The sequence below is a fragment of the Acidimicrobiales bacterium genome, from assembly GCA_041394245.1.
Taxonomy (GTDB): Bacteria; Actinomycetota; Acidimicrobiia; order Acidimicrobiales; family Aldehydirespiratoraceae; genus JAJRXC01.
In genome coordinates, this window is the sequence record JAWKIR010000002.1 from 1,461,635 (window position 1) to 1,482,027 (window position 20,393).

Below are 20,393 nucleotides of genomic sequence, written 5' to 3' on the forward strand. Positions count from 1 at the left end.
GTGGCACCTCCGTCGGGCGACCCAACCCTTCAGGCCGTGATCGCGTCTCGTCCGACTCCCACACAGGTGTCGGTGGTGGCCGGCGCGGCGATGCGGTGGACGACCCGACGTTCGCTCGCGTCGTTGACCGCGTAGTGCTGCACGGCCTGCTGGTCCCAGATCAGCAGGTCGCCCTCCGTCCAGCGGTGACGGAACGCATACTCGGGCTTTTGCATGTGGCGCAGGAGCAGATCGAGCAGCATCTCCGCCTCGAGCCCGTCGAGCAACTCCTGACACCTTTCTACCGAACAAGGTAGGTGTCAGAAGGTCGCCGCTAGAGGATCTCGTCGCGGGCAGCGCCGGCGAACTGCGAGTTGTAGAGCCGGGCGTAGGCGCCGTTCCGCCTGAGCAGCTCGTCGTGGGATCCCTGTTCGACGATGTCGCCGTCCTCCATCACGAGGATGATGTCGGCACCACGGATCGTCGACAGACGATGGGCGATGACGAAGCTGGTGCGGTTCTCCCGCACCGAGTTCATGGCCTCCTGGATGAGGACCTCGGTGCGGGTGTCGACCGAGCTGGTGGCCTCGTCGAGGATCAGGATCGTCGGATCGTTCAGGAATGCCCGGGCGATGGTGAGGAGCTGCTTCTCCCCCTGGCTGATGCTGTCGCCGTTCTCGGAGATGACCGTGTCGTAGCCATCCGGCAGCCGTCGCACGAAACGATCGACATAGGTGACGCGGGCTGCTTCCATGATCTCGGCCTCGGTCGCCGCGGGATTGCCGTACGCGAGGTTCTCGCGGATCGTCCCTTCGAACAGCCAGGTGTCCTGCAGGACCATGCTGATCTGGGAGCGGAGCTCGTCTCGGGGCAGCTCCGTGATGTCGTGGCCATCGAGCGTGATGCGGCCGCCGTCGATCTCGTAGAACCGCATGAGGAGGTTGACGAGGGTGGTCTTGCCCGCGCCCGTCGGGCCGACGATCGCGACGGTCTGCCCGGGTTCGGCCACGACCGACAGGTCCTCGATCAGCGGACGGTCGGCAACATAGGAGAACGCGACATGGTCGAACACGACCCGTCCCTGGACGGGGATCGACAGGCTCGCTCCGTGCGCGTCGGGTGATTGCTCATCGGCGTCGAGGACCTCGAGCACCCGCTCGAGCGATGCGATGCCCGACTGGAACACGGTGGCCATCGAGGCGAGCTGGCTCATCGGTTGCGAGAACTGGCGGGCGTACTGGATGAGCGCCTGCATGTCGCCCACCGTGATCGCGCCGCTGGTGATCCGGAGCCCACCGATGACGGCGATCATGACGTACTGGATGTTGCCCACGAACATCATGACCGGCTGGATGAGGCTGGACAGGAACTGGGCGCCGAAGCTGGCGTCGTGGAGCTCGCGATTGTGTTCGTGGAACGCAGCCGCCACCTCGTCGCGACGGCCGAACGCGGCGACGACCTCGTGCCCGGTGAAGACCTCCTCGACGTGCCCGTTGAGCGTGCCGGTGTGCGCCCACTGGGCCATGAACCGCGGCCGGGCCCGGCCGGCGATCATCTTCATGCCCCAAAGCGACAGCGGCATCGTGACGAGGGCGACCAGCGTCATGAGCGGTGAGATCACCAGCATCATCACCACCACGCCGACCAGGGTCAGCACCGAGGTGAGGATCATGGCCATCGACTGCTGGAGGCTCTGCGACAGGTTGTCGATGTCGTTGGTGACCCGGCTGAGGAAGTCGCCTCGGGCCTGCGTGTCGAGATACGCGAGCGGCAAACGGTTCAGCTTCGCCTCGACCGATCGGCGAAGCGAGTACATGGCCCGCTGCACGATGCCCGCGAGCATGAACCCCTGGCCGTAGGAGAGCGCCCAGCTGAGGAGGTAGACGCCGCCGATGAAGAACAGGGTCGAATGGAGCTCGTCGAAGTCGATGCCGTCGGGGCTCCGCAGTCCGTCGACGATCACGTCGGTGGCGCGGCCCAAGAGGCGCGGCCCGATCACGACCAGGGAGACACTCGACACGGCGAGGAAGGCGACGATCCACACCCGGGCCCGTTCGGGGGTGAGGATCACCCAGAGCCGGCGCAACGAGGCAGTGAAGTTCTCGCTCCGCACGGTCGGCATCGCCATGCCGGAACCGAAGCTGCGGGTCCGTTCCGACGGGTTGCCGGCGTTCTCCATGATCCGGCGGTCTTCTTCGCTGGTGCGCTTGGAGTCGTCGTCGGTCGACGTCATGTCGGGGCCTCCTGACGAAGCTGCGAGTCCACGATCTCGGCATAGGTCGGGCAGGTCGTGAGCAGCGTCTCGTGCGTGCCGATCCCGACGACCTCGCCCGCTTCCAGGACGATCGTCTGGTCGGCGTCGATCACCGTCGAGATGCGCTGGGCGACGATGATGACCGTCGCATCGCGGGTCGTCTCCTTCAGCGCCTCGCGCAGCCTCGCCGCGGTGACCACGTCGAGCGCCGAGAACGAGTCGTCGAAGACGTAGACCTCCGGGCGAACGATCAGCGCCCGGGCGATCGCCAACCGCTGGCGCTGGCCGCCCGAGAGGTTCGCGGCCCCCTGCTGCACCGGCGCGTCGAGTCCGTCCGGAAGTGCCCGCACGAAGTCGGCCGCCTGCGCAGTCTCGAGGGCGGCCCACATCTCGGCGTCGGTGGCGTCGGGTCGAGCGAAACGGAGGTTGGAGGCGATGGTTCCGGAGAACAGGAACGGCCGCTGAGGAACGAAGCTGACGGTGGCGGCGAGCAGGTCGGCGTCGATGTCGCGCACATCGTGGCCGTTGATGCGCACGGTCCCCTCGGTCGTGTCGAACAGGCGAGGGACGAGACCGACCAGCGTCGACTTGCCGGCACCGGTGCTCCCGAGGATCGCCGTCGTCTGACCGGCCTCCGCCCGGAATCCGATCCCGTCGAGGACGGGCTTCTCGGCACCGAAGTACTGGAACCCCACACCGTCGAACTCGACGACCGCTCGCTGGGTGAACGCGGTGACCGGCGCGGTCGACGCAGGCAAGGAGCTCGAGACCCCGAGCGTCTCGACGATGCGATCGGCGGCCACCGCGGCGCGGGGAATCATCGACAGCATGAAGGTGGCCATGACGATCGCCATGAGGATCTGGACGAGGTAGCTGAGGTAGGCGACCAGCGAGCCCAACTGCATCGTGCCGGCGTCGATCCGGTCGGCCCCGACCCACAGCACGGCGATGCTGGCCATGTTGATCGTCAACATCACCGTGGGGAACATCCCGGCCATGATCCGCCCCGCCCGCAGCGACGCATCGGTCAGATCCTCGTTGGCCGCCGCGAAGCGGACCGACTCCTCGCGCTCGCGCACGAACGCTCTGACCACCCGGACGCCGGTGATCTGCTCCCGTACGACCAGGTTGATCCGGTCGATGTAGGTCTGCATCCGCTGGAACGCGGGCACCATGCGAGAGACGAGGAACCCGAGCACGACCACGGCGGCCGGCATGCTCACCATCAGCACCGGCGAGAGTCCCGGCTCTTCGCGCACGGCCATGATCACGCCGACGATCATCGTCATCGGCGCGGCGATCATCATCGTGCACACCAGCACCACCAGGGTCTGCACCTGCTGCACGTCGTTGGTGATACGGGTGATGAGTGTCGGTGCGCCGAAGTGACCGACCTCGCGAGCCGAGAACGACATGACCTTGTCGAAGAGGTCGCGGCGGACGTCACGCCCGAAGGCCATCGCGGCGCGGGCGCCGAACCAGACCGCCCCGATCGAGAAGACGATCTGCAGGAGCGAGAACCCGACCATGACCGCACCGGTTCGGCGGATGAAGTCGTTGTCGCCGGCCAGGACGCCCTGGTCGATGATCGACGCGTTGAGGGTGGGCAGCACGAGCGCGGCAGTGGTCTGCACCGCCTGCAGCACGACGACGATCGCCATGATGTTCCGGTACGGGCCGAGATGACTCCGCAACAGCCGCAGCAGACTCATCGTGTTTCGCCCCCCCTTCCGATCAGCCGACAACAGTTTCTAGCCAGCCGAGACCGCGACCGACGAACTCCGGCGGTCCGCCATCGCGAGGATCGACCAGGGGCCGCGCCGTCACCTACCGTCGAGTCGTGCGAAGATCCTGTTCGGCAATGGTGATGTGCGTGCTTCTGGCATCGGCGTGTTTGAGAACACCGGCCGAGGAAGCGGGGATCGACTTCGGCTACGCCATCGACCCGGGGCCTCTGGCGACCGACCCGATCTACCAGACGATCGTGCGCAACGATGCCACGATCGTCACCCCCGAGAATCACATGAAGTGGAGCCTGATCCATCCGGGTCCGAACACCTACGACTTCACCCTGGCCGACCAGATCGTCGCCACCGCCGCAGCGAACGGACAGTCGGTACGGGGCCACACGTTGGTGTGGCATTCGCAGCTGCCTGCGTGGGTCACCAGCGGCATCTGGACCCGCGAGACGTTGCTCTCCGTGCTCGAGGACCACATCACCACCGTCGTCTCGCACTATCGAGACAACTTCCCCGGTGTCGTCACCCAATGGGATGTCGTGAACGAGGCGTTCCACGCCGACGGCACCCGACGAGACACCATCTGGCAGCAGGTGATCGGCGACGACTACATCGAGCTGGCCCTGCAGTTCGCGCGAGCCGCCGACCCCGACGCCGAGCTCTACATCAACGACTTCTACGACAATGTGATCGTCGCCGCCGACAGCCAGTTGAACGGTCTGCCCGCGGGTCCGGGGGCCTCTCCCGACCGCACCGACTGCGCCCTGGTGCCGAAATGTGCGGCGACGCGGACGCTGGCGACCGACTTCTCGAACCGGGGTGTTCCGATCGACGGCATCGGCTTCCAGGCACATCTGTTCGGCCAGCAGGCCACCGACTATGCGGAGCTGGCGTCGTGGGTCGGCCCGTTGGGACTCGAGTGGGCGATCACCGAGCTCGATGTCGCGCTCCTGGCCGCCCAGGGCGACGACAACGCGGCTCTGACCGCGCAAGCCGACGCCTACGCCAAGGTGGTCGACGCATGCGTCGGTGATCCGGCGTGCGACACGATCGTGCTGTGGGGGGTGAGCGACGCCCACAGTTGGATCCCCGGGACGACGTTCGGCCTCCTCGATCACGGCCTGCTGTACGACCACGACAATGTGCCCAAACCGGCGTTGGTGGCCGTCTACGACAGCCTCACGGCCGAGTAGCGATCCACGCCAGGTGGCGCTGCGCCGTGTGGGGCATCGCGCTCAGATGCTGATCGTCGCGCCGACGAACTCGACGGTGAACGCCTCGCACCAGACGAGCGCCGTGTAGGGACCTGCGGCGAGTTCGGTGCCGGGCGCCAGTTCGTAGCTCTGGTCGCCGACATTGCCCTTGAGTGCACCGAGGTGGATCGCACCATCGGCCAGTGAGGTCTGGTCGGCGCCGGGCACGAGGTACACCTCGAGGTCGGGCCCGTTCTGGATGTCGAAGTTCTCGAATCGCAGCACCAGCGACCCGTCGGGGTTCTCGAAGATGCCGGCATCGCCCGTTCCCGAATGGCCGGCAAGGCCGACGAACGAGCCCGCACCGAGCAGCGCGGGTCCGTTGGGCGGAGGTGCCTCGGTCGTCGGCGGGGTCGTGTCGACCGTGGGCTCCTCCTCGATCGACGGGGTCGTGGGAGTCGGATTCGTCGGCGTGGCGGGGGCCGCCGGCTGGTCGGCCGAGGGCTCGTCGGCCGACGCGAGTTGCTCGGCGATCGATGTCGAGAACGCCTCGTCGACCACATCGTCGATGAAGTAGGGCGAGATCAGCCACCAGTTGACGATCGCGAACGGCACCAGCAACACGACCAGTCTCACGATCGCCGGGACGCGGTAGCGGAGCATCGCGACGAACGCGATCGCCGCGAGCACCGTGCCGCCGACGGTGAACAGGATGGTCCGGCCGTTCTCGAACGGGGCCTCGAGGATCTCCGGCTCGATGAGGACCAGCAGGAGCAGGACCGCCGCGACTGCGGCGGCAACGATCAGTTCCAGGCGGGTGATGCGGCCGACCGTACGGCGAGAGGGTGTCTCGTTCATGATGTGAGGTCAACGACCTCCGCACGAGAATCGTTCCCGACGTCGCCCCGTCAGGCGCCCCGCAGGACCACACCGGGCCGGCCCGAGACGTCATCGGGAACCTGCTCGCCGTCCACACGGATGGGCACGCCGTTGACGAGGACGTGTCGCATCCCGACTGGCGCGTCGGCCGTCAGCCGCTCGCCGGTGGCCGGGAAGTCCCGCACCCGCCGGAGGGGTCCTGGCGCCACGGTCGCCGGATCGAACACCACCAGGTCCGCGGCCCGGCCCACCTCGATGACCCCGCGGTCGGCGAGTCCGTAGACCTCGGCGGGCTCCGCAGTGAGCTTGTGGATCGCCCGCTCCAGCGACATGACCTGACGTTCCCGCACCCAGTTGCCCAGGAGGTCCGTCGCGAAGCAGGCATCGCAGAGCTGGCTGACGTGAGCTCCCGAGTCGGCCAGGCCGAGCAGCACACCGTCGCGCGGGAGCAGCCAGGCGATCGCGTCCTCGTCGTTGTTCGCCAGCACCGAGCTGAACCGGGTGCGCAGGTCCTCTTCGAGCGAGAGATCCAGCACGACATCGAGTGGCGTACACCCCCGCTCCTCGGCCAGCTCGACCACGCCCCGGCCGATCAGCTCGGGATGCGCCTCGGACTCGGCAACCGACAGCGCCGGCCAGTTCACCGGCAGCGCGCCGGACCGGCCCGACACCTCGTCCCACGCCTCCGCCCGCCACGACGGGTCGGCGTAGGCGGCGATCCGCTCCTCACGGGAGCCGTCCATGAGCTTCGCGAAGGCCGGCCGCATGTTCATCGTGAACGGCTCCTCCATGTTCATCTGGAAGATCAGCGGGCGACACGACACCTGCGGCCAGACCTCCACTCCCCCGGCGCGGGCCACGTCGTGCTCGCCGATCACCCCCTCGTGGTAGGGCCGGCCGGCGAACGTGAGCAGCGCGGTCCACGTGATCGGGCGGCCGATCTCGCGCTGCAGCGCGAACATGTCGTCGTTGGAGAACACCCCGCCCGGCAGGAGGGCGACGACACCCCGACCGGCGGCCCGAAGCGGCTCCACCAGAGCACGAACTTCGTCCAGGTCGGCGACGCGCGACGGGACCGGCCGGCCACGATCACCGTTGTGCGTCGGCGCAGCCGACGTGGCGAACCCGATGGCGCCGGCGTCGAGCGCGTCGGCGACGATCCCGCGCATCTCCTCGATCTCGTCGGCGGTCGCCGCCCGCTCGTAGGCGTCGTCGCCCATCACGTAGAGACGGACCGCGGTGTGACCGACGTAGCAGCCGTAGTTGAGGCCGACCCCGCGGGACTCGACCGCGTCGAGGTACTGGCCGAACGACTCGAACTCGGACCACGGCACCCCGACGGTGAGCGTGTCGAGGCTCATGTCCTCGACGTGCTGGAGGGTGCGGCTCAAGATGCCGACGCCCTCGCTCCTTGTCGGCGCGATCGAGAACCCGCAGTTGCCTGCGACGACGGTGGTGACGCCATGGAACGCCGACGGCGTGAGCCCCGGGTCCCAGAAAACCTGCGCGTCGTAGTGCGTGTGGATGTCGATGAACCCCGGGGCGACGACGTGCCCCGACGCATCGAGTTCGCGCTCGCCGTGCAAGTCCGGCCCGACTGCGGCGATGCGTCCCCCGTCGACGGCGACGTCGGCGACCCTGCCCGGCGCGCCGGTCCCGTCGACGACGGTTCCGCCTCGGATCACGAGCTCGTACGACATGTCGTCCCCCTTGTGCGACTCGCCGTAGTGAACCACGTCGCCGGCGCGCTGAACAGCGAGCTCCGCAGGCCCACGCCGGCGGAGACGGTCCGGTGCCGACCCGTCGCCGTACCGTCCGCGAGCTCGCAGGTCCCGAGGCTCCGACGCGGCCGGCTCAGCGGTGGCTGGCCTTGTTGTAGCGGCCGACCGACAGCGGCCCGAACACGGCGACGATGAGCGCAACCCAGCCGAGGGTGTAGAGCACCGGGTGCTGGAGCGGCCACGCGTCGGGTTCGGGGGTGCCCTCGGGGATGTTGCCGAAGAGCTCGCGGCAGGCCTGCGTGACGGTCGAGACCGGGTTCCATTCGGCGAACGCCTTCAACGGACCGGGCAGATCGTCGGACGGCACGAAGGTGTTGGCCACGAAGCTGAGCGGAAAGATCACCATGAACGAAGCGTTGTTGACGACCTCCACGCTCGGCACGAGCAGCGCCACGTAGGCCATGATCCACGACACCGCGTAGGCGAACAGGAGCAACAGGAAGATCCCGAGAACGGCATCGAGGATCGACCCCCGAATGCGCCAGCCGACGGCGAGGCCGGTGACGGCCATGATCAGCAGGGAGAGCAGGTTGTAGACGACGTCGCTGATGGTGCGCCCGGCCAGCACGGCGGCCCGGGACATCGGCAGCGAGCGGAACCGATCGATGATTCCCTTCTGCATGTCCTCGGCGATACCGGCGCCCGTGAACGTGGCACCGAACATGACGGTCTGGGCGAAGATGCCGGCGATCAGGAACTCGCGATAGCTGGTCCCTTCGACGGCGATCGAGTTGCCGAACACGTAGCCGAACAGCAGCACGAACATGACCGGCGACATCAGCACGAACACCATCACCTCGGGCACCCGGGTGATCTTGATCACGTTGCGCTTCGCGATGACCGCGGTGTCGGCCAACATCCAACGGAGCTGGTTCATCGTGCGTCCTCCGAGCCGTCGTCGGTGCGGGATCCGTTCTCGCCGGCGTGATGACCGGTGAGGGTGAGGAACACGTCGTCGAGGGTCGGTCGACGCAGCCCGACGTCGCTCACTTCGATGTGCGCCTCGCCGAGACCCTGCAGGGTGCGAGCGAGCGACTCGGCGCCTCCCGACACCGGCGCCAACAGCCGTCTCGCCGTCTCGGTGACCTCGACGTCGCCCACGGCCACGGTCGTCAACACCGACCGGGCGGTCTCCAGGTCGGCCGGATCCGCCACGATCACCTCGATGCGTTCGCCGCCGATCCGGGTCTTGAGCTCGTCGGCCGTGCCCTGGGCGATGGCCTGCCCGTGGTCGATCACCACGATGTCGTCGGCCAGCTGGTCGGCCTCCTCCATGTACTGCGTGGTGAGCAACAGGGTGGACCCCCGCTCGACCAGCTCGCGGATGATCACCCACAGGTCGATGCGGCTGCGGGGGTCGAGCCCGGTGGTGGGCTCGTCGAGGAACAGCACGGGCGGCGACGCCACCAGCGCGCCGGCCAGATCGAGGCGGCGCCGCATGCCTCCCGAGTAGGTCTTCACCGGCCGATCGGCCGCGTCGACCAGGTCGAAGCGTTCGAGGAGTTCGGTGGCCCGGGCCCGCGACGCCTTGGCGCCCATCCGGTAGAGACGGCCGACCATGTCGAGGTTCTCGTAGCCGGTGAGCACCTCGTCGACCGCGGCGAACTGTCCCGACAGCCCGATCCGTCGCCGCACCTCGTCCGGCTCCGAGATGAGGTCGGCACCGGCGATGGTGGCCTGCCCCTCGTCGGGCACGAGCAACGTCGACAGGATCGACACCGCGGTGGTCTTGCCCGCGCCGTTGGGCCCGAGGAGACCCAGCACGGTTCCTTCGGGCACCGTGAGATCCAGCCCGGCCAGTGCGGTCACCTCGCCGTAGCGCTTCACCAGGCCGGTGGCACGGATCGCATCAGTCATCGTTGGTCCTCCGCCGTTCGATCAGAAGAAGAAGGTATCCGGGAGGTGTGACACTCGGCGGAGGTTTCCGGTTCCGGGCCGGGATGCCCGACCCGCGTCCGTTTGCTACAAAGAGTCCGGGACGACGTCGGGACGAGGGGGACTCATGCGACGGATCGTGGTGCTGCTGTTGGCGTTCGGACTGGTGGCCACGGCCTGCCATCCGCATCGGGGCGGGCGACACCACCGCGATCCGAAGGACCGCTTCAACGGCACGATCGACCTGACCCTCGATCAGGACACGGCGTGCGAGTTCATCGGCCACGAGTGTGCGCTGCCGTTCCCGAGCAACCACTTCGCCGACCGGCGGGGCACCTCCGGCCGGATCCACCACGTCGCCATACCCGAGGTGGCCCTCCCGGTCAACGGTGCCGAAGCATCGGTCGACGCTTCGCGCCTCAACGCCAACGACGGGTTCAGCCCGGGTGCCGCCGCGCTGGCACTTGTCCCCGGCGTGGACCCCGAGGGATCGGGTCTCGCACCCGTCACCGACATCGCCCGTTCGCTCGATGCCGACTCCGGCAGCGTCGTGCTCGACGCGACCACCGGTGAGCGCTGGCCGCACTGGGCCGAGCTCGATGCCAATGCGGTCGATCCCGAGCGCCAGGTGCTCTACGTCAGGCCGGCGGAGAACTACCCGAACGGGCATCGGATCATCGTCGCCCTGCGCAACCTGGTCGACCACGACGGCGCCCCCATCGAGCCGACCGATGCGTTCCGGGCCTACCGCGATCGCCTCCGCAGCGACGTGCGCGAGGTGGAGGCCCGCCGACCCGACATGGAGCGCATCTTCGGCGAGCTGGAGCGGGCCGGCGTCGAGCGTGGCGACCTGGTGCTCGCGTGGGAGTTCACGGTCATCTCGACCGGCGACCTCACCGCTCCACTCCTGCGCATGCGCGACGATGCGTTCCGCCGTCTCGACGGTGGATCGCCCACGTTCACCGTCGATCGCGACGAGGTGCCCGCCGGCGCGTCGTACCGCCTGATCGAGGGCACCTACGACGTGCCGCTGTACCTCACCGGCGACGGCACGGCCGGCAACGGGCTCAACCTCGACCGCCGGGGACGACCGACCGTCAACGGCTCGTGGTCCGCCGTGTACCGCTGCATGATCCCCGCGGTGGCGACCGGGGAGACGCCGGGCCGGGGCCTGATCTACGGCCACGGTCTTCTCGGCACGAGGAACCAGGTGACCTCGACCGGCCCCCGCCTGCTGGCCGAGAACCACAACCACGTGGTCTGCGGCACGGACCTGATCGGCATGGCCGCGGAGGACGTCCCCCACGCGATCAGGGTGCTCGGCGACGCGAGCCTCTTCCCCACCCTGGCCGACCGTCTGCTCCAGGGCCACCTCAACACGCTGTTCCTCGGGCGTCTGATGCGCCACGCCGAGGGATTCGCCGCGCACCCTGCGTTCCAGGACGACGCCGGCGCACCCCGCCTCGACACCTCCGAGCTCGGCTACTACGGCATCAGCCAGGGCGGGATCATGGGTCCGGTCTCCACCGCCGTCTCGACCGACTGGGACGTCGGCGTGTTCGGCGTGCCGGGCATGAACTACAGCACGCTGCTCAACCGCAGCGTCGACTTCGACACGTTCCAGCTCGTGCTCAACCCGGCCTACCCCGACAAGGTCGACCAGGCGCTGCTGTTGGACCTGATGCAGATGCTGTGGGACCGCAGCGAGGGCAACGGCTACGCGGCCTACTTCGACGAGCCGCTCCGCGGTCAGCGGGAGAAGCGGGCCCTGCTGCACGGGGCGCTGGGCGACCACCAGGTGGCCAATGTCGCGATGGACGTGATGGCCCGCACCATGGGGGCGTCGGTGGTGTGGCCGGCCGTGGCGCAGGACCGCTCGACCGACGTCGAGCCGTTCTGGGCGATCCCTCGCATCACGTCGTACCCCTTCGCCGGATCCGCCGTCGTGCTGTGGGACACCGGCTCACCCGTGCCGCCGATCACCAACACTCCCCCTCGCGACGGTGAAGACCCTCACGAGGATCCCCGTCGCCATCTCCCCGCCATCGAACAGATCGACCACTTCCTGCGGACGGGCGAGGTCATCGACGTGTGCGGCGGGGCACCCTGCGTCGCACCGGCGACCTGACGCAACCGAGGGCGACGCGGAGGCGGTGCTCATGTAGGGACGGCCGGCGCCGACTGGGAACCGATGGCCTCCGCCCTTCGACTCGCGCGCCGGACCCCGCTCCTCTTCAGGTTCGGTGTCGTCTCGCTGGTCGTGGTCGTCGGCATCGGGCTCGGACTCGGTGTCGTCTTGTCGGGAACCGTCCGCGACCGGGCCATCGCCGACGCCGCCAGAACCGGCGAGGTCGCCGCGAACGTCGGGGTACGTCCCTTCCTGGAACCCGAGGACCTGACGCGTGACTTCCGACCGCTCCCCGACGAACGTCTCGCCGCGCTGGACGAGTCGCTGGGATCGAGCCTCTCACCCGGCGGGATCGTCCGCCTCAAGGTGTGGAACCGCCAGCACTGGGTCGTCTACTCCGACAACACCGCACTTCGGACCCGTTGGTTCGCCGGCGCCGAGACGTTGGAACAAGCGTTCGCCGGGGAGATCACCTCGGAGATCACCGACCTCAGCGCCCCGGAGGAACGCGAGGAACGCGAGTTCGGCGAACTCCTCGCCGTGTACATCCCACTGCGGGTCGGTGCCGACGGCGAGTTCTCCGCCGACGAGACGGGCGAGGTCGTGGGCGCGTTCGAGATCTACCTGCCGTTCGCGCCGATCGCCGCCGCGATCCGGGCCGACACCAACCGCCTGTGGGCGGTGCTCACCATCGGTCTCGCGTTGCTGTATCTCTCCGTGTTCCGGATGGTGGCGAGCGCGTCGCGGCGGCTGAAGGAGCAGGCCGAGGAGAACCTCCATCTGGCGTCACACGACTCGCTCACGGGGCTGATGAACCGCGACGCGTTCGTCGCCCACCTCGCGACCCGAGCCACCCGCCTGCCCCGCCCCACCGGGTCCCGCGGCCTGGCGACAGCGGATCGCGACCTCCTGCTGCTCTGTGACCTCGACGGGTTCCAGACGATCAACGACACCCTCGGCCACGATCGCGGCGATCGGCTGCTGCGCATCGTCGGGGAACGGATCGCGACCGACCTCCGGCCCGACGACGTCGTCGCCCGGATGGGGGGCGACGAGTACGCCGTGCTGCTGCACGATCTCGGCGACGATCAGGTCGATTCACTGGTCGCGAGGCTCCTCGAGCGCATCGAGGAGCCGGTCGAGCTCGACGGACTCACGCTGGAGGTGCGGGCGACGTTCGGCGCGGTGCGCCTCGACGACGCGGCGACCGACGGCGAGCGGCTGCTGCAACAGGCCGACATCGCGATGTACGCCGCGAAGTCGCGACACAGCCGGCTGGAGTTCTTCCGCAACGAGCTCGACAACTACTCGAGCGACGCGCTCGCGCTGGCCTCGGAGATCCGGGTCGGGATCGGCGACGAGCAGTTCATCCTGCACTATCAGCCGAAGCTCGACCTCGCCTCCCGGGCGATCATCGGCGCCGAGGCGCTCGTGCGGTGGAACCATCCGACTCGCGGGTTCGTCCCGCCGGGCGACTTCATCGGAACGGTCGAGCAGCTCCCGATCGGGCGACTGCTCACCGACCACGTGCTCACGATGGCGGTCGCCGAGGCCACCCGTTGGCACACCGATGGAAGGGACCTGTCCGTGTCGGTGAACCTCTCGACGCGTGACATCGCCGACCCGACGCTGGCCGACTCGATCGCCCGGTTGCTCGCCGACTCCGGGCTCCCGGCCGGTTCGCTCGTCCTCGAGCTCACCGAATCGACGCTCCTGGTCGACCTCGACCGGGCCCTCGAGACGCTCGGGCGGTTGCGCTCGCTCGGCTGCGGTGTCGCGATCGACGACTTCGGCACCGGGTACGCGTCGTTGAGCTATCTGTCGGAGCTTCCACTGACCGAATTGAAGATCGACCAGAGCTTCGTCACCGGGATCGAGCTCGAGCAACGATCCCGGGCGCTGGTGGAGCACTGCATCAGCATCGGCCACAGCCTGGGGCTGGCCGTGACCGCCGAGGGCATCGAGACCGAGCCGGTCCTCGAACTCCTCGCCGACATGGGCTGCGACACCGCACAGGGCTACTTCATCGCCCGGCCCATGCCCCGGGAGGAGTTCCTCGCCTTCACCGACGAGTTCTCGGCCACGACGTTCCTCCGGGAAGGAAACCCATCGACATGATCCGCACCAACATCCGCACCGGCCTCCTGTTCGTCGCCGTGCTGTTCGTCGGCGCCTGCGGCGACGCGCCGGCGAACGAGGACGCCGGCCCCGTCTTCGCGCTCGACCGGTCGGTCGCCGACGAGATCCAACCGGTCGATCCCGACCGAACCGCAGTGGCGTCGGCACCCGTCCTGCGCTCACTGCTCCAGGCCCAGCTCACCGAACACAGCGACTTGTCGATCCTCGCGATGCGCCAAGCGGTCGACGGGACCGTGGAACCGTCCACGGTCGACGCACTGACCGCCAACACCGACTCGCTCACGCTGTCGCTCGGGTTGGTGTACGGCCCCGAGGGCGCGGCGGCCTTCGATCAGCTGTGGACGAACCACATCGAGTTCTTCAACGACTACGCGCGGGCGATCGGGGCGGGTCGCACCGCCGAAGCCGAGCGGGCGGTCGCCGACCTCGACCACTACGAATCGGACTTCTCGAGCTACGCCGATGTCGTCACCAGCGGCAACGCCGACTTCCACGCCGTCGTGCACGTGCTCCACGGGCACATCACACAGCTGCTCGAGCAGGCCGATGCGTGGGCGACGGGCGACTTCGAACGCTCGTACTCGCTGTCGGCCGACGCACATCGGCACATGGACGTGATCGCCGGCGCGCTGGCGACCGGCATCGCGCTCCAGCAACCCGACGCGTTCCCGGGCGCGGTCGACGACCCGATCGCCGTGCGATGCGCCGCACGGCAACTCGACGGCAGTCGGCTGCTCGCCGCCCGACTCGATCTCCGCACCGCGGAGCTCACGCCATCGCCCGAAGCCACAACCGCCGCGAGAGCTGCCGACGCCGCCGAGGAGGCCAAGGTGGCCCCAGGCCTCGCAGTCCTGGTCGCCGAATCGGGCACCGGGCTCGCCGCCGCGACGGACATCGCCGAGTTGCCCGCGCAGTACCGGACCGCCCGCCAAGACCTCTTCGCCGCGCTTGCGGCCGAGTCGGAGTGCGCCGGCGTGCTCGCCGGCTGACCCACGGCTATCCGGGACGGCGCTCGAGCGGGATCTCGTGGTCGGCGATGTAGCCCGCGAACCGTTCGGTGAGCTCGTCGGCCCGGAGTCCGAACGTCGCAGTTCCGGAGGCCGCAACGTCGACGAGGCCGACCGTGGCGAGTCGGCCAGGTCAACCATCGATCCGACCGCACCGCCGTTCGGCCGCGCCGCTGACCCTCGCCGACTCGAGAGGGTCTCAACCCGCGTGGCGGGGCGCCGATACTGTCCACACCATGTTGCGAGCACGCCACCACTCCGGCTCCACATTCACGTGGGGGCTCGCACTGACCTCGGTCGTCGCGCTGGTCGTCGCCGGCATGCTGTTCGCCGGCGCGCAGGCGAGGGGCACCGAGGTCGAGGATCTGGCGAGGGCTGCTGCGACCGACGAGTTGCTCGAAGCCCGCCGAGACCTCGAGCTCGCCACGGTCGAAGTCGTCGCCGTGCGGATGCTCGACGCCGTCGGAGTCGCCGGGGACCGTTCTGGTCGACTCGATGCCGCGGCCGGGCGGACCAGCGAGGCGATGGCGACGATCACCCGCCTCGCCGAGCGGGACGATCTGATCGGGACCGAAGCGCGGGCCCTTCTCGCCGACGCGGATCTCGAGGCGCTCGACGATCCGCGGGTGGGTGACCTGGCGGAGGTCTTCGCCGTTGCCGAGGACTACGCCCGCTGGAGCGGAGCCCCCGATGTCGTGCTCACGCAACAGGACGCGATCCAGCAGCTGAGCTTCGTCAGCGCCCTCCCATTCCACGTGCTGATCGAAGGCACCGCAGCCGACGCGTCGGTCAACGGGCGGCCGGTGGATCCGGCCGCCGCCGACTTCCTCGACACGATGACCGACGTCGTCCGCACCACCGGCGGCTGGTTCGGCGTCGATCCGACCACCCCGCTCGACGGGTCCATCTGGATCGAGATCGACGAAGCACGTGACCTTTTGACCGCGCCGACGGCGGATCTCGACCGGCGCGTCGCGGCGAGCGATCTCGTTGCCTACGACCGCTGGTCGCGCGAGTTGCGCGACGGTGACGATCCTCCTCCCTTCTCGCTCTCCGAGATGCTGGCCGCCATCGACGCGCTACAGCCCGACGTCGAGTCGGTGATCGACGAGTTGGTCGCTGACGACAGCGCCCGCCGAGACGCCGCCCGGCAGGACGCGACCGGGCAACGACAAGCCATGCTCGCGCTGGCGGTCGCCTGCATCGTCGTGGCGCTCGCGCTCGGCGTCGTTCTCGTCCGCCGGCTCACACATGCGGCCCGACTCGCGCGCGAACGGGCGGAGCTGGCCACCACCGATGCCCTGACCGGTGTCGGGAATCGTCGCGATCTCGACGAGCGGGTGCGACCGCTTTCGACCGACCCGCGTCTACACCACCACCTCGTGGTCATCATCGACCTCGACGACTTCAAGCTCGTCAACGACCTCCACGGTCACGCCGCTGGTGACGCGATTCTCGTCGAGGTCGCGCAGCGGTTGTCGCGGCTCGCGGCCCACACCGAGCGGGACCATCCCGGCACGGTCGCCGCGGTGATCCGGCTGGGAGGCGACGAGTTCCTGGTGACCGTGCACGCTCCAGGGGATTGGGACGAAGGTGGATTCCGCGCCGGGATCGACGACATCCGGTCCGACTCGTTTGCGTTCGGCGACGAGCGGATCCCGCTCCGGTTCAGCGCCGGATTCGCTCGCGGCGAGGGTCCTCGCGCGCTCTCGGACCTCATGCAGGCCGCCGACCTGGCGGTGTACGACGACAAGGCTGCCCGAAACCGGGCTCGCGCTGCAGACGCAGCAACGCGGGACCGTGCGAACGTGACCCAGGATTCCGCCGGGTAGGCAACCGGCAGCACCCAGGCAACGAGGAACGGGCCCGTCGGCGCCGACAGCTGCCGACGCCATGGCGCCGGTCGGCCGTGGACCGGCGTTCCGAACACGCCGTTGTCGTTCGCCGAGATGCTCGGCCGCCATGCGCTCGAAGTAGTCGATGAACGCCTGCGTGCCGTCTCCGGCTCCAATGAACCGCGGAAGGCGCCGATCATCCACGACGCGGGCCCTACCCGCCGAGACCGCCATCGTGTCGCCATCGCCTGAGGTGCCCCAGTGCGAGACCACCGGACGCAGACGCGTGCTCCCGGATGACATCTCGCTGGCGGCGCGAGACGATCCTCCTGCCATGACATTGCGCCGCACCTTCGCCGTGTTGATCCTCGCCTCGGTACTCGGCGCGTCGCCGGCTGCGGGTCAGGACCCGCCGACCGAGAAGGTGCCGCCCGAGCTGCTCGGCGAGTTCACCTTCATCGGCGACGGCGTCATCACCTTCTACCTCGAAGGCGATCTCATCCTCGGTCAGGTGACGACCGTGCCGGCGAGCGACGGGATCAGGCTCGTGGGTGGGGCCGACGTCTCCCCCTGCGGGTTCGTCGATGGTAAGGAGTTCCCGTTCGTCCTCGACGAGTTCGGCGTCGGCGAGTGGTTCTTCTTCGACGTCGACAACGCCGGCACGTGCGTGCTCCTTCCCGGCGCCCCCGTGACCGTCGACTTCACCGGGATCGGCGCGACCGCGTTCGGCAAGGTCCCCGAGGGCCACCGTGACTTCACCGACATACCGACCGGCCACACCATGCTCCGCATCGACCCGGTCGCGGTCTCCCCCACCACCACGGTCGCCACGACGACGTCCACCACCACGACGACGACTCTCCGGGCGCTCACCGACGCCGAAGCCCGGGAGATCCTCGGCGAGAACACCCCGTCCGGCTGGGGCGACTACCAGTATCGGATCGCCCTCGGCATGACCGCGGGCATCGCCGGTCTCCTGATCCTGTGGTGGCGCCGGGGATGGCGCCTCCCGTGGCAACGCCCGTCCGACCCGGGCCCCGTTCGCCAGCCACGCGAACCCGAGGAGCGACGGGAGACCTGCAATTGCCACGCCGAGATCTCCATCGAGGGTGCCCACACGATCCTCACCTGCTGCAGACGTCCGATCGCGGTCCTCAACGACTGCTGCGACGCCAAGGGCGTCCGTGACCCACTCCGGACCCATCTCGATCTCGACGTTCGCGGCGAGGACGGCCGCGACTACTTCGACCTGATCTACCAGGCTCGGATCACCCCCGGGGAGTGCGACGGCGGCGGGCGGCTGCGCATGGAGGACCTGACCAGTCGCTGGTACCTCGACGACCACGGACCCGACGGCCTCGGCATCTCCATCGAGGTGACGATCCCCGTCGACTGCCCGCACGGACCACAGGAACCGCTGCACCTCTTCGCCCACGAACGCATCGCCTACCAGGACGGCAAGTGCCTCGTCGGCGTGATGATCAAGCAGGTCGACACGTTGGACGTTTCGCATGTCGAGACCCACGTCATCTGCGGGAACTACAGCGAGACGTTCGGCTACTTCCCGAAGGGCGACCGGACCTTCCTCAACACGGTGCCCGGCACCGAGGGCAAGGTGGGCAGATTGCGGGAGAACACACCGCGGATCCACCCGAACGGGATGACCATCAGCGCCATCTCGCGTCTGGCCGGCGACTATCGCGGGTCACCCGAACACCGAGCAGCGGACTGGGACATCTGGTGGTTCACGTTCGACGACTGCACCACGTGTGACACCCTGCGCGACTACTGGGAGGCGCTCGCGGCGAACCCCGGTGAGTACTACCTCACCGGTCGGAACTGCGCGAGCACCGCCGCCGAGGCGCTCAAAGAGGTCGGGATCCTCCCGGCCGGCTTCATCACATGGACGACAGTGACGCCGCGCGAGGTCGCGCTCAGCCTCGAGAACGAGCACGAGCGCTACTCGGTGCAGAAGATCCGGCGCTGACCGGACGCGCCAGCGCCAGAGGCTGAATGATTCGTGCGTCGACGCGCGAAGATGGCGACCCGATGCGAGGGAGCCGACCATGAGCGACACCACACCGCCGTCCACCGCCGCAGAGCAGGATTCGTTGCGCGCCCCCAATCGGCTCGCCTCGATGTACTTCGACATCCGCGAGCGCGTCATCGGCGCCGCCGTGATGATGGACGACGACCAGCTCGCGACCCGGGTGCCGGCGTGCCCGGACTGGACGGTCCAGGGTCTCGTCGCCCATCTCGTGTCGATGCCGATGGCGATCGTCGCCGGCGAGATTCCCGAGGCCGTCATGGGCGGCGGCGACCCGAACCCGTGGCTCGCCCAGCTCGTCGCCGACAACCAGCACCGCACCATTCCCGATCTGGCCCGCTGGTGGGCGAGCGCCGACGACGCCCTCGCCGCCACCCTCGCCGGTGCCGGGCTCCTGCTCGCCGATCTCTTCACCCACGAGGCCGACCTGCACGGTGCCATCGGCTCGACCGCGCACCGCAACACCCCCGAGCTCGGTTCCCAGATCGATGCGGCGATGGCCGGGCTCCAGAAGGGCATCACCGCCGCGGGCCTGCCCCCCATCGCAGTCGACAACGGCACCGAACGGCGCGTCTCCGCCGAGGGCACGCCCGGATGGACGCTGCGCACCGGATTCTGGGAAGCCCACCGGGTGTTCAACAGCCGCCGCACCCCGGAGGAACTCCTCGACATCCCCCACGACGGCGACCCGTCGATCTACTTCGACGTGATGCACGAGCACCTGCCGTTCCCCGCGGCGAGTCTTGGAGAACGCTGACCGGACCGTGCCGCTGCGGGGCCGCGTCCGTCAGAGGATCGTTCGTCCCGAATCGGCGATGAGGACCTGCCCGGTCACCAGCGACGCGTCGTCGGAGACGAGGAACAACGCCGCCGCCGCGGCCTCCTCGGGCTGGCCGACCGTGCCGAGCGCCGTCGCCGCGAGCCATTGCGCACGCGCCGCCGCATCGTCGTGGATGAACGCGGTGCGCCGCGTCTCGATGAGCCCCAGGCAGAGGGCATTCACCCGGATGCCGGCGCGGCCGTGCTCCACCGCCAGGTGACGGGTCAGGCCCACGAGGCCGGCCTTGGCTGCGTCGTACCACGGCGCGGAGGTTCCGATCCGGTTGCCGGCGATCGAGGACATGTTGAGGATCGCCCCACCGGACGCGCGCATGTGCGGAACGGCCGCCACCGATTGGCGGTAGGCCGACGACAAGGTGACGTCGACGCCACGATCCCAGCGTTCGAGTTCTGTCCCCTCCGCGTGCTGCTGGGCGAGCCCGGCGTTGTTGACCAGCACGTCGATCCGACCGAATGCAGCGAGCGCTTCCCGCACGGTCCGCTCGGCGTCGTCCGCAACCGCCGCATCGGCCTTCACGGCCAGGGCGCGACCTCCCGCGGCCACGATCTCGGCCACGACCGATTCGGCATGGTCGACGTCGAGGTCGGTGAGCACGACCGACGCACCTTCCGCCGCGAACCTCATCGCCATGGCGCGGCCGATCCCCCGGCCACCACCCGTCACGATCGCCGACTTCCCCTCCAAGCGCATGCCCGA

General features: G+C 68.8%; 15 protein-coding genes. 7 read left to right on the forward strand and 8 right to left on the reverse strand.

Annotated features, from left to right (window positions below; translation table 11 throughout):
- Positions 1 to 29 precede the first annotated feature (29 nt).
- From R2707_07430 to R2707_07440, 3 genes are read right to left on the reverse strand one after another with little or no spacing between them, the layout of a single operon-like run.
- A complete protein-coding gene (locus R2707_07430) occupies positions 30 to 266 on the reverse strand; it encodes a TauD/TfdA family dioxygenase (GenBank protein MEZ5244910.1) in 237 nt (78 codons plus the stop codon).
- 47 nt (positions 267 to 313) lie between these two features.
- On the reverse strand, positions 314 to 2,212 hold the full coding sequence (locus R2707_07435; protein MEZ5244911.1) for an ABC transporter ATP-binding protein: 1,899 nt from the start codon (positions 2,210 to 2,212) through the stop codon (positions 314 to 316).
- Positions 2,209 to 3,945: an ABC transporter ATP-binding protein gene (locus R2707_07440; protein ID MEZ5244912.1), complete on the reverse strand. Its 1,737-nt coding sequence runs from the start codon at positions 3,943 to 3,945 to the stop codon at positions 2,209 to 2,211. Before R2707_07440 ends, R2707_07435 begins: the two co-directional genes overlap by 4 nt.
- A gap of 161 nt (positions 3,946 to 4,106) precedes the next feature.
- Here R2707_07440 and R2707_07445 point away from each other — a divergent pair, with 161 nt between their 5' ends.
- Positions 4,107 to 5,165, forward strand: a complete 1,059-nt coding sequence (locus R2707_07445; GenBank protein MEZ5244913.1) for an endo-1,4-beta-xylanase — start codon at positions 4,107 to 4,109, stop codon at positions 5,163 to 5,165.
- A 42-nt stretch (positions 5,166 to 5,207) separates the two neighbouring features.
- Here R2707_07445 and R2707_07450 read toward each other — a convergent pair whose 3' ends face one another.
- The 4 genes from R2707_07450 to R2707_07465 form a co-directional block, all read right to left on the reverse strand.
- A complete protein-coding gene (locus tag R2707_07450) occupies positions 5,208 to 6,023 on the reverse strand; it encodes a DM13 domain-containing protein (protein ID MEZ5244914.1) in 816 nt (271 codons plus the stop codon).
- Between the two features lie 50 nt (positions 6,024 to 6,073).
- On the reverse strand, positions 6,074 to 7,744 hold the full coding sequence (locus tag R2707_07455) for an amidohydrolase family protein (protein ID MEZ5244915.1): 1,671 nt from the start codon (positions 7,742 to 7,744) through the stop codon (positions 6,074 to 6,076).
- A 154-nt stretch (positions 7,745 to 7,898) separates the two neighbouring features.
- Positions 7,899 to 8,702: an ABC transporter permease gene (locus tag R2707_07460; GenBank protein ID MEZ5244916.1), complete on the reverse strand. Its 804-nt coding sequence runs from the start codon at positions 8,700 to 8,702 to the stop codon at positions 7,899 to 7,901.
- Positions 8,699 to 9,682, reverse strand: coding sequence for an ATP-binding cassette domain-containing protein (locus tag R2707_07465; protein MEZ5244917.1), 984 nt, complete (start codon positions 9,680 to 9,682; stop codon positions 8,699 to 8,701). Before R2707_07465 ends, R2707_07460 begins: the two co-directional genes overlap by 4 nt.
- A 145-nt stretch (positions 9,683 to 9,827) precedes the next feature.
- Between R2707_07465 and R2707_07470 the strand changes: the two genes are divergently transcribed.
- The 6 genes from R2707_07470 (at position 9,828) to R2707_07495 (ending at position 19,613) form a co-directional block, all read left to right on the forward strand.
- Complete coding sequence (locus R2707_07470; protein ID MEZ5244918.1) at positions 9,828 to 11,828, forward strand: hypothetical protein; 2,001 nt, start codon at positions 9,828 to 9,830, stop codon at positions 11,826 to 11,828.
- A 63-nt stretch (positions 11,829 to 11,891) separates the two neighbouring features.
- A complete protein-coding gene (locus R2707_07475; GenBank protein ID MEZ5244919.1) occupies positions 11,892 to 13,946 on the forward strand; it encodes an EAL domain-containing protein in 2,055 nt (684 codons plus the stop codon).
- Complete coding sequence (locus R2707_07480; protein ID MEZ5244920.1) at positions 13,943 to 14,956, forward strand: hypothetical protein; 1,014 nt, start codon at positions 13,943 to 13,945, stop codon at positions 14,954 to 14,956. The genes R2707_07475 and R2707_07480 overlap by 4 nt, the downstream gene beginning before the upstream one ends.
- Before the next feature lie 254 nt (positions 14,957 to 15,210).
- Positions 15,211 to 16,806, forward strand: coding sequence for a GGDEF domain-containing protein (locus tag R2707_07485; protein ID MEZ5244921.1), 1,596 nt, complete (start codon positions 15,211 to 15,213; stop codon positions 16,804 to 16,806).
- A gap of 337 nt (positions 16,807 to 17,143) precedes the next feature.
- The gene (locus R2707_07490; GenBank protein ID MEZ5244922.1) at positions 17,144 to 18,796 is read left to right on the forward strand and encodes a hypothetical protein; all 1,653 of its coding nucleotides are present in this window, start codon (positions 17,144 to 17,146) and stop codon (positions 18,794 to 18,796) included.
- A 79-nt stretch (positions 18,797 to 18,875) separates the two neighbouring features.
- Entirely contained in the window at positions 18,876 to 19,613 is a 738-nt protein-coding gene (locus R2707_07495) for a hypothetical protein (GenBank protein MEZ5244923.1), read from the forward strand.
- A 30-nt stretch (positions 19,614 to 19,643) separates the two neighbouring features.
- Here R2707_07495 and R2707_07500 read toward each other — a convergent pair whose 3' ends face one another.
- Entirely contained in the window at positions 19,644 to 20,387 is a 744-nt protein-coding gene (locus tag R2707_07500; protein MEZ5244924.1) for a glucose 1-dehydrogenase, read from the reverse strand.
- Positions 20,388 to 20,393: the final 6 nt, after the last annotated feature.

Excerpts from the sequence above, each read along its gene's own strand:
- R2707_07435 (MEZ5244911.1), bottom strand. The coding sequence starts at position 2,212 with ATGACGTCGACCGACGACGACTCCAAGCGCACCAGCGAAGAAGACCGC.
- R2707_07440 (MEZ5244912.1), bottom strand. The coding sequence starts at position 3,945 with ATGAGTCTGCTGCGGCTGTTGCGGAGTCATCTCGGCCCGTACCGGAAC.
- R2707_07450 (MEZ5244914.1), bottom strand. The coding sequence starts at position 6,023 with ATGAACGAGACACCCTCTCGCCGTACGGTCGGCCGCATCACCCGCCTG.
- R2707_07455 (MEZ5244915.1), bottom strand. The coding sequence starts at position 7,744 with ATGTCGTACGAGCTCGTGATCCGAGGCGGAACCGTCGTCGACGGGACC.
- R2707_07460 (MEZ5244916.1), bottom strand. The coding sequence starts at position 8,702 with ATGAACCAGCTCCGTTGGATGTTGGCCGACACCGCGGTCATCGCGAAG.
- R2707_07465 (MEZ5244917.1), bottom strand. The coding sequence starts at position 9,682 with ATGACTGATGCGATCCGTGCCACCGGCCTGGTGAAGCGCTACGGCGAG.
- R2707_07470 (MEZ5244918.1), top strand. The coding sequence starts at position 9,828 with ATGCGACGGATCGTGGTGCTGCTGTTGGCGTTCGGACTGGTGGCCACG.
- R2707_07475 (MEZ5244919.1), top strand. The coding sequence starts at position 11,892 with ATGGCCTCCGCCCTTCGACTCGCGCGCCGGACCCCGCTCCTCTTCAGG.
- R2707_07480 (MEZ5244920.1), top strand. The coding sequence starts at position 13,943 with ATGATCCGCACCAACATCCGCACCGGCCTCCTGTTCGTCGCCGTGCTG.
- R2707_07485 (MEZ5244921.1), top strand. The coding sequence starts at position 15,211 with ATGTTGCGAGCACGCCACCACTCCGGCTCCACATTCACGTGGGGGCTC.
- R2707_07490 (MEZ5244922.1), top strand. The coding sequence starts at position 17,144 with ATGACATTGCGCCGCACCTTCGCCGTGTTGATCCTCGCCTCGGTACTC.
- R2707_07495 (MEZ5244923.1), top strand. The coding sequence starts at position 18,876 with ATGAGCGACACCACACCGCCGTCCACCGCCGCAGAGCAGGATTCGTTG.
- R2707_07500 (MEZ5244924.1), bottom strand. The coding sequence starts at position 20,387 with ATGCGCTTGGAGGGGAAGTCGGCGATCGTGACGGGTGGTGGCCGGGGG.